The sequence below is a fragment of the Candidatus Protochlamydia sp. W-9 genome (assembly GCF_001950615.1).
Lineage (GTDB): Bacteria > Chlamydiota > Chlamydiia > Chlamydiales > Parachlamydiaceae > Protochlamydia > Protochlamydia amoebophila.
Genome location: NZ_BCPZ01000291.1, coordinates 47,550 through 55,499 on the forward strand (window position 1 = coordinate 47,550; position 7,950 = coordinate 55,499).

Sequence of the window (7,950 nt, forward strand, 5' to 3'; positions counted from 1 at the left end):
TTTAATTTGTAATTATTTTTTAGTCGCCTGATTTGTTGTTACTCCGTCACGTGTATTCATCCCATTGGGTTTTTTGGCATCTATCGAATTTGTTGTCGTTGGTAACGTATTCCAGTTACTATTAGTATTAGATGTAGCATCTGCTAGATTTGAATTACTAGATCGGTTATAATTGTTTTTAGCTGTATTACCGTTGTTATTAGATGCTGTTGTATGATTTGAATTGTTTAATATGTTGTCTATTTTTGCACTTGTTTCTTTTGGAGGAGGAGTAGCTGCACCACAACCATGAGAACCGTCGCTTGCACCGCAACCTGCCGTCGCAAGCAATGTCTCAGAAGTTACCCAACCATCAGTCGCTGTTCCATCTGTTGTCTGAGCAGTAACAGGGCTAGATGCTAATACTAAAGCTGTAAAAGCGGCTTTCATTAATTGTTTTTTCTTGTTTTCCATTTTTTCCTCCAAAAGGTTAATATATTTGTTCTCTTATCTCTTTATTTGATGATAAGCGTCTAAATTAGCTTTGATATTTCGATCATAATACCGACGATCAGTTTTATAAGTGCCATTAGGGGTGCTATGATATCCATTGCTAATTCCAGAGCCGGTACTTGTTCCCGAATAGCTGCTTATCCCAGAGGGATAATTCCCTGCGTTAAAACTTGTATTATAATATCTATTAGAACGGTTCATTCTGTCAGAACTTTGTTTTGAACGATAAGAATAGCTAGTTTCAGACCCTCTAGAATGTTCTTTATAAGAGTAAAGGCTATTGTCACATCCATACGAATAATTATCAGCTAAATCACTCTGAGTAGAATGAGATTGAGAATCAAAACTCACTTGACTGCCACAATCTCCCTTGATTAAGTTGGAAGGATAGCTTGATGCTTGTCCACAAGTTGCTTGTGCATTAATGGATTGAACGGAGGCTAATAAAAGTGTTGCAAAAACAGCTTTTGCTAAATTTTTAATTTTCATAAAGCCTCTATGGTACAATTAAAAAAGGGGATAGTTCAATAAGTATTTTTTGAATTTAACCTGACCATAAAAGCAATAAGAATTTTTTGTCCATCATCATTTGGAAATTTTATTTGATAAAAAGTGTTTTTTTGAATTGATAATCGAAACTGTTTAATCATTAATTTATTTAAAAAAATTTATTATTATTTTATTATATTTATAATATTAATTTAATTTATCTAATAAAAACTGTTGTTTTATTCGATAAATTTTGAAAAAGGTTTGTATGGTTTTTACTGCGAAACAATCTATTCCATTATCGTTAGCCCCATTACTGGCTTTGACATGGTTAGCACATTTTTTTATTGATACAATGCTAGGAATTTGGCCTGTCTATAAGTCGATGGCTCAATTAGATTTCGCCAAAGCTGGCCTTGTCGTTGCAGCAGGAGCATTTATTGGGGAAGGAGCTCAATTATTTTTTGGAGCATTTAGTGACAGAGGTTATCGAAAGCATTTAATGATTTTAGGATTGCTATTAGTGGTTGCTAGTACACTTGTAGTCCAATTTAGTCATTATGGGATTTTATTTTGTCTTTATTTATTTACCTGTTTAGGTTCAGGTAGCTTTCATCCCGCTGCAGGCAGTTTAATGGGAAGTTTGATTCCAACGAGGCGAGGCTTATTAATGGCTATTTTTGCTTCGGGAGGGAGTTTAGGGCTTGCTTTTAGCCAACTAATTTTTTTATTTGTGTATAAAAATATGAATGCCCAAACGTATTTACTAGCCATTCCCGCCATTATTTTGAGCTTTTTTTTGATTTTTTATCGTTTTCCGGTGATACAATCTGTTCAGCATACTTTAAAGAAGGGGATTTTAAGAGATTTTAAGGCTTTTTTTTGTCATATTCCCTTGCGAATGCTTTATTTAGTACAAGTGGCCAACCAATCCATTTTATGGGGAATGATTTTTATTTTACCAGATGCTTTAAAAACCCTAGGTTTAGCCGAATGGATTTATTATGGAGGAGGGCATCTATGCTTAATTTTGGGAGGAGCATGTATGATGGTGCCAGCTGGCTATTTAGCTGATAAATATTCTCCTCGGCAAGTCATCTTATACGCTGGGATAGTCAGTTGTGCGACTTTTTATTTTATCTTATTTTTTGGAAGTTTTTCCATGTGGCTTTCTCTCCTATTACTTTTTATTTTAGGAGCTTCATTGACGCTTGTGAATCCGATTGGAATTGCGCTTGGTGTACGCTATGCACCTGGGCAGGCAGGATCTATCAGTGCTTTTTTAATGGGGATGGTTTGGTGTATATCTGAAGCAATTGGTCCAGGATCGGTTGGGTTGATGACAGCTTTTTTTGAGAATTATGCACCTATCAAAGCGTTGGCTGTGCTTGGTTTACTATTCCTCATTCAAATTTATGCAACATTCTCTCTTCCAAAAGAAGAACAAGAATTAGTTTTTTCTCCTTGTTAAACAATCTTCATTTTTTAACAGCTATTTCAGAAATTTGGTTTAGCTCGATGTGAATGAGGAATTCCACATCGAGCTAAGATGGACTTAGAAAGAATGGGACAATGCTGCGTTGATTCCAACCGATTCCCATTTAAGTTCATCCTTACGAGTATGAGATTTCAACCACTTATAATCCAAGGAAACCTTTCCATACCAACAATTAGATAAACAAAAGGCTGTTCCTAAATTTGTATTGAAACCCCAAGCCCAACGATTACGATGGTAATGATCAACAAAATACACACCCGTCCAAGATTCTCTTTTACGGTGGCAACTATCTAAACAGTGGGCTTCTAATTCTGCATAGAGAGTCCATTCTTTATCAAGAGCGTAGGCGATATCAGTGCCTAAATAAAATCCATACCAGTTAAAACGGTAAGTACTTGTCCGTCTTGATACATTAAGTCCCAGTTTGTTGGCGATAATGGGATTTGAGTCACTGGATGGTTTTCCAAAAGGATTAGAGTCATTACCATAGAGTGGGTTAGAGGAAGAAATAGGAGAAAAATAAGACGAAGAAGAGGAAGAATCTTTTTTTCCTTTAACTCTTAAATGTTGGCGATGAAAAGAAAAACCGATTAAAGGAACCACATTCAAACGTCCGTGACAGAAACTTAAAGGATAACCTGTGGCGATGTCAAAGTCGTAGACTTCACTTCTTTTTTTAATAGGATCATGTGTATTTACTAAAATATCTTTGTTTAATAAGGGTGTATCCAACTGAAAATGCTCTCTTGCTTCTCCTTTGAAAGATGTTCCGTAGTCAGCAGATAAACGCACATAATATTTTGAGCCGATCCATTTTGCTTTTGCATAAGCCATGTACAACTCAAGTTTTTTAAATTGTATATGGGAATCCACATTTCCAGAAATCTGACCTGGCTCTATATTTTTTAACTTCCAATTCAGCTTATCTCGTCTCCAACCTATACCCATTTCCACACTTTGTTGATAACTTGCAATACACAACGTAGATAAAGTCGTTAGGCAAATGGCCATCAAAGCGACCAGAGATCTAAACATGAATCGTCTCCTTTTCAAATTAACGCGAGGTAGATAAATTTCTTACGCTCGCCTGGAATTAAACATCTTTTGAATACATCACTTGTATGTAGAGTGCTAAAATAAAGCAATAAAATTTCAAAAATTTAAATAGATAATCACTTTTTGAAGTTTATTAGTGAGATAAAAAAACTAAATTATAGTGAGGATTTTTTTATTTGCAGACTGACTTACAACTGCAATAAGAGCAATCAAGATTTGCACTCTAATAAATTGAAAAGATGAGTTGTTCTTCATTTCAATCTAATCAATTTCAAATCAGAGTGGAAAAAGCGAAGTCATTTTATTATTCTAGTTTATGAATGAATAACGTTGTAGAGAAGAATGCCCTATTTTTCTGCTATTAATGAGTTGAAGTTTTTTTAAATCGTTCAATTGGGGAGGAAAACGACTGTCTTCTTCAATAAAAAGACTTCCTTTTTCTGCTAGTAAGTCACTTGTATCGATGCAACGGATAATTTTCTCGCTATAAGAAGGCTTGTTTGCATAGACCTGTTTAGCATAGGGAGGATCGGCAAAAATGATATTAAAACGTTTTTGTTGTTTTTTGAGGTATTCTAAAAGAGTAAATACTTCTCCATATAATAGTTGACATTGTTGTTCGACTCCTAAAAGGGAGGCATTTTTTTGCTGACATTTTAAGGCTTCTTTGCTGGAATCAATAAAGGTTGCTGATTTGGCTCCTCGACTTAAAGCTTCAAATCCTATCGCTCCTGATCCAGCAAATAAATCAAGAAATGCTGTTTCTTCAATAAAGTTTTGACAAATGTTAAAAAGAGCTTCTCTTAAGCGACTAGCTGTTGGACGTGTTAAATCGTCTTTAGGGGTTACTAAGCGTTTATGGCGATATAGTCCTGTAATGATATACATAAAGGAATTACTCAACATTAAAATCTATAATTTTATTCAAACCGGAAGAGGTGGTGATAATTAGTCTGTAATGTCCTTTTGGCCAGCCAGCTGATGGAGGAGTAAAAACAGACATCAATAGGGTATCCCCCTCTTCTTCAATAATTGCTTTCGCCGGGATCGATGTCCCACTTTCTAAATGTTGAAGATTTAACTGAATCACACTGTTTTTAGCCGCATTATCTATTTCTAGATCAATATAAAGATCTTTCAAATCCCCTTTAAATTCTGTTTGTGGATGATCAATGGATCCTTCTTTATTAACTGAAGATCCTAAATGATAAGAACCAAAACTCATTTTTGTTGTTTGCAAATGTTTAGGATTTTTTTTTGCATGCTGACGAGACTCTTGAGCACCTTCTTCTGGAGATAGGATTCGCATACTCCAAACTTTCCATGCGTTGTCTTCGTAAACAAGATAATACTTAACATAAGCGGCCAAGTGATTTGTTTGCAGAATGACAGCAAGTGTTCCTATTCCATCACTTACTTTCCGTTTATGATATGAGGCTGTTTGATAATCCTGTAAAATGGGATAACGCTTCACAAAATTTTCAAATTCACTTTTTGAAGTTGTTTCTTTGAATTCCTCTGCAGAATATTCTTCATATGCCTTCAAAAGTTGGTTATTTTGAATTAATTGAAGTTGGTTTTGAACAACGTTAATTAAGCCTTGAGCATTTGATAAAGCTTTTTCTGTAGAGGGGTTTAGTGATTGAAGTAAGCGGATACTAAGAATTTTCCATTTATCATCTTCCTTGATCAATTTGTATTCTACAGGAGTATGAATGTGGTTTTGAGATGAGAGGTTTCCTTTTAATGTACTTATATTATTTTTAATGGCGCGTTGCGTAAAGTGAGCAGAGTGATTGTTTAAAAAAGCAGGATAAGACTCTACAAATTGACGATATTGATCTAGTGATGTTGCTGCTCGAAATTCTTTTGAAGTATATTCATAATAAGCTTTGGAAATCTCGTTATTTCTAAGAGCCTCTAATTGATTATCAATGACATCGACAAGGCTTTCTGTAAATAAAATCCCTCCCGTGACTCCAACGAGTAATAAAAAAGCTACCCCAATTAAAATTTTAAACCAAAGAGGCATTTTTTTCTTTTTGACGGACTGAGAAGAGGAAATTGTAGCAGATGCGTCAGAAATACTTTTATGAGAAGGGGTTCCACAAGAAGGACAAGATTGATCATTTTTACCAATTTCAGTGCCACATTGCGAACAAAACATAACGTCATTTTCCTTTATGAATACAATTATCTGAATATAACAAATTTTTAGATCGCGTAGGCGCCATAAAAATGGATTAAACTTTCTGCTTTTTTATAGTTCGATTTTTTTAAAATTTCGTAAATTTGCAGCCCTTTAGCGTTTAAGCCCTGTTCAAAATAAAGTTTACCCAGTTTAAATAAGGTTTCTTTATCCTCAGGACATAATTGCAAAATAATTTCATATTCTTTGATTTCTTCTTCGGGCATTTGAAGATCATGATAACTATAAGCTAACTGGGCATGAACCCATGGATCTTGAGGAGCATAATCACTTAAAATTTTAAATTCTTCAATAGCTCGTTCGGCAATGTATCTAAATTTTAACTGAAAAGATTCGTTGTATTTAGTGGCTGGCAGCCATCGATCGTCATCTAAACCCTCTATAGTTCTAGGATCAACATACAGTCCAGATAACATGACATAAGCATTAGCAAGTCCTGTATGAGCTTCTAGATCAGTTGGTTCAAGTCTAACTAACTTGATGTGCTCTTCAATACATCCTTGAAGCAATAATTCTTTCATCGTATGAACATCTTGCCAATGAAACCAGCAACTTATTTTTTCAATCATCGGAAATAAAAAATTTAGTCTAAAAGGAACTTGGTAAATGACATATTCTTTACCATGTAAATCTGCGGCTAGTCGACAACAGGCATAGGCAATAGTGAGATGATATTCTGGAGAATCTTCTAAATCTTGAATATTTAATTCACATGCATGAATAAAATCAGATTTTAAATCCATTAATTGCTCTGTTTTCCGACTCTCAAAATAAACTTTCAAAGTAAAGTAAGAAAAAATTGTTGCCACAATTAATGCTAAATGAATTGCTAAAACAAATGTTTGCGCTAAAAAAGTGAGATGGATAAAAAAATAAATTATTTCCGCTGAGAGTAAACTGAGAAAAAAGATATTAAATAGTGTATAGGATTTGATAACACGTAAAAATTGTTCTATTGCAGGCTCCATAAGCGCTTGCGTACGATTTTTATAAAATTCTCTATCAAATTCTAGTATAATTTCTTTTTCAGCAGCCATAACCCTCTGATTTTCCTGATATCTAAGAAATTTTTATATCATTAGTTGACAAAATTTAAGCAAATATTTTTTGAAAATTTTTATTATTCGGACAATTGAGGCTGAGAAAGCAATTTTCCTCGATAGCTTTGTTGCAATTCTTCTTTATCAAATAAAACTAGCCCTAAAAAAACTATTCCAAATGAAATATAAAATGGCCAAGTCACTACCTCTCCTAAGAAAACCCATCCAAATACTGCTGTAAAGAGAGGAGTTGTGAAACCAGCAAAAGAAATAAAAGTTGCTGAGTATTTCTTCAATAAAGTTCCATAAAGATTATAACAGATAAGATTGGAAATCAAAATGAGTAGGAAAGTACATTCTAAATAAATAGGTATGTTTGTAACGGGAATAGGTGACCAATTTTCAACCAATAATGAATGACAAAGAGCAAATGCCCCTCCTATAAACATACTTGTTCCATTAGCGGTTATAGGAGAAAGATTATTTTCTTTAACTAATTGCATCAGAACAATCCATCCATAAACACTGCAAATAGCAGCCATCATGACAGATAATTCTGCCCAAGAGAAAAATAACAGATGGCCGGTTGCTTCTTCCGAAGATGTTTGATTCATTAAAATAGGCAGAAAACCCATAAATCCAATTAATAATCCCATCCATTTTTTTGCTGTTAATTTTTCTGAGAAGAGGGTGTAGCAAAACAAAGCTGATAAAAATGGAGATAAACTATAAATGAAACAGGTCTTGAATGATGTGAGATATTTTAATCCCCAGAACTCAAAAACATTTGTTAAATAAATGTTAAAAGCCGCAAGTTGTACAATACGCCACCAAGTTTGCTTATCAAATGAGAAGTGTTCCTTATTCACAATTTTTTGATAACCTAATAAAAGGCATCCAGCTAATAACATTCGGGTTCCTACCAAGAAAAAAGGTTGAGAATATTCCAATCCTGTTTTAGCAATCGTGAAAACACTTGCAAATAAAGCATACAAAAGAATGACGTAGAACATAAAACCTATTAATTCATTTCATTTATTAATATAAACAGCAGAGGTTGCAAGATTGTTTTTCTTGCCGGATCCTTTGCTTTAGAGCTTTTTTGAATAAAAATTTTCTTTAATGAGATTAATTTCGAAAAATTTATACTCAGTATATCCTTCTTC

The 7,950-nt window shown here is 33.9% G+C and carries 8 protein-coding genes; 1 reads left to right on the forward strand and 7 read right to left on the reverse strand.

What is annotated here, in order from left to right:
- Positions 1 to 12: 12 nt before the first annotated feature.
- Positions 13 to 453, reverse strand: a complete 441-nt coding sequence (locus BU804_RS08765) for a hypothetical protein (protein ID WP_075883773.1) — start codon at positions 451 to 453, stop codon at positions 13 to 15.
- Positions 454 to 486: 33 nt separating this feature from the next.
- The gene (locus BU804_RS08770; protein WP_075883774.1) at positions 487 to 981 is read right to left on the reverse strand and encodes a hypothetical protein; all 495 of its coding nucleotides are present in this window, start codon (positions 979 to 981) and stop codon (positions 487 to 489) included.
- A gap of 268 nt (positions 982 to 1,249) precedes the next feature.
- Between BU804_RS08770 and BU804_RS08775 the strand changes: the two genes are divergently transcribed.
- Positions 1,250 to 2,452 (forward strand): MFS transporter, encoded by a 1,203-nt coding sequence (locus BU804_RS08775; RefSeq protein WP_075883775.1) that lies wholly within the window; start codon positions 1,250 to 1,252, stop codon positions 2,450 to 2,452.
- Positions 2,453 to 2,536: 84 nt separating this feature from the next.
- Here BU804_RS08775 and BU804_RS08780 read toward each other — a convergent pair whose 3' ends face one another.
- From BU804_RS08780 to BU804_RS08800, 5 genes are all read right to left on the reverse strand, one after another.
- Positions 2,537 to 3,514 (reverse strand): hypothetical protein, encoded by a 978-nt coding sequence (locus BU804_RS08780; RefSeq protein ID WP_075883776.1) that lies wholly within the window; start codon positions 3,512 to 3,514, stop codon positions 2,537 to 2,539.
- A gap of 330 nt (positions 3,515 to 3,844) precedes the next feature.
- On the reverse strand, positions 3,845 to 4,423 hold the full coding sequence (gene rsmD / locus BU804_RS08785; RefSeq protein ID WP_075883784.1) for a 16S rRNA (guanine(966)-N(2))-methyltransferase RsmD: 579 nt from the start codon (positions 4,421 to 4,423) through the stop codon (positions 3,845 to 3,847).
- Positions 4,424 to 4,430: 7 nt separating this feature from the next.
- Complete coding sequence (locus tag BU804_RS08790) at positions 4,431 to 5,702, reverse strand: DUF4864 domain-containing protein (protein WP_075883778.1); 1,272 nt, start codon at positions 5,700 to 5,702, stop codon at positions 4,431 to 4,433.
- A 47-nt stretch (positions 5,703 to 5,749) separates the two neighbouring features.
- Positions 5,750 to 6,781, reverse strand: a complete 1,032-nt coding sequence (locus BU804_RS08795) for a tetratricopeptide repeat protein (protein ID WP_075883780.1) — start codon at positions 6,779 to 6,781, stop codon at positions 5,750 to 5,752.
- An 83-nt stretch (positions 6,782 to 6,864) separates the two neighbouring features.
- Positions 6,865 to 7,797: a DMT family transporter gene (locus tag BU804_RS08800; protein ID WP_075883781.1), complete on the reverse strand. Its 933-nt coding sequence runs from the start codon at positions 7,795 to 7,797 to the stop codon at positions 6,865 to 6,867.
- Positions 7,798 to 7,950: the final 153 nt, after the last annotated feature.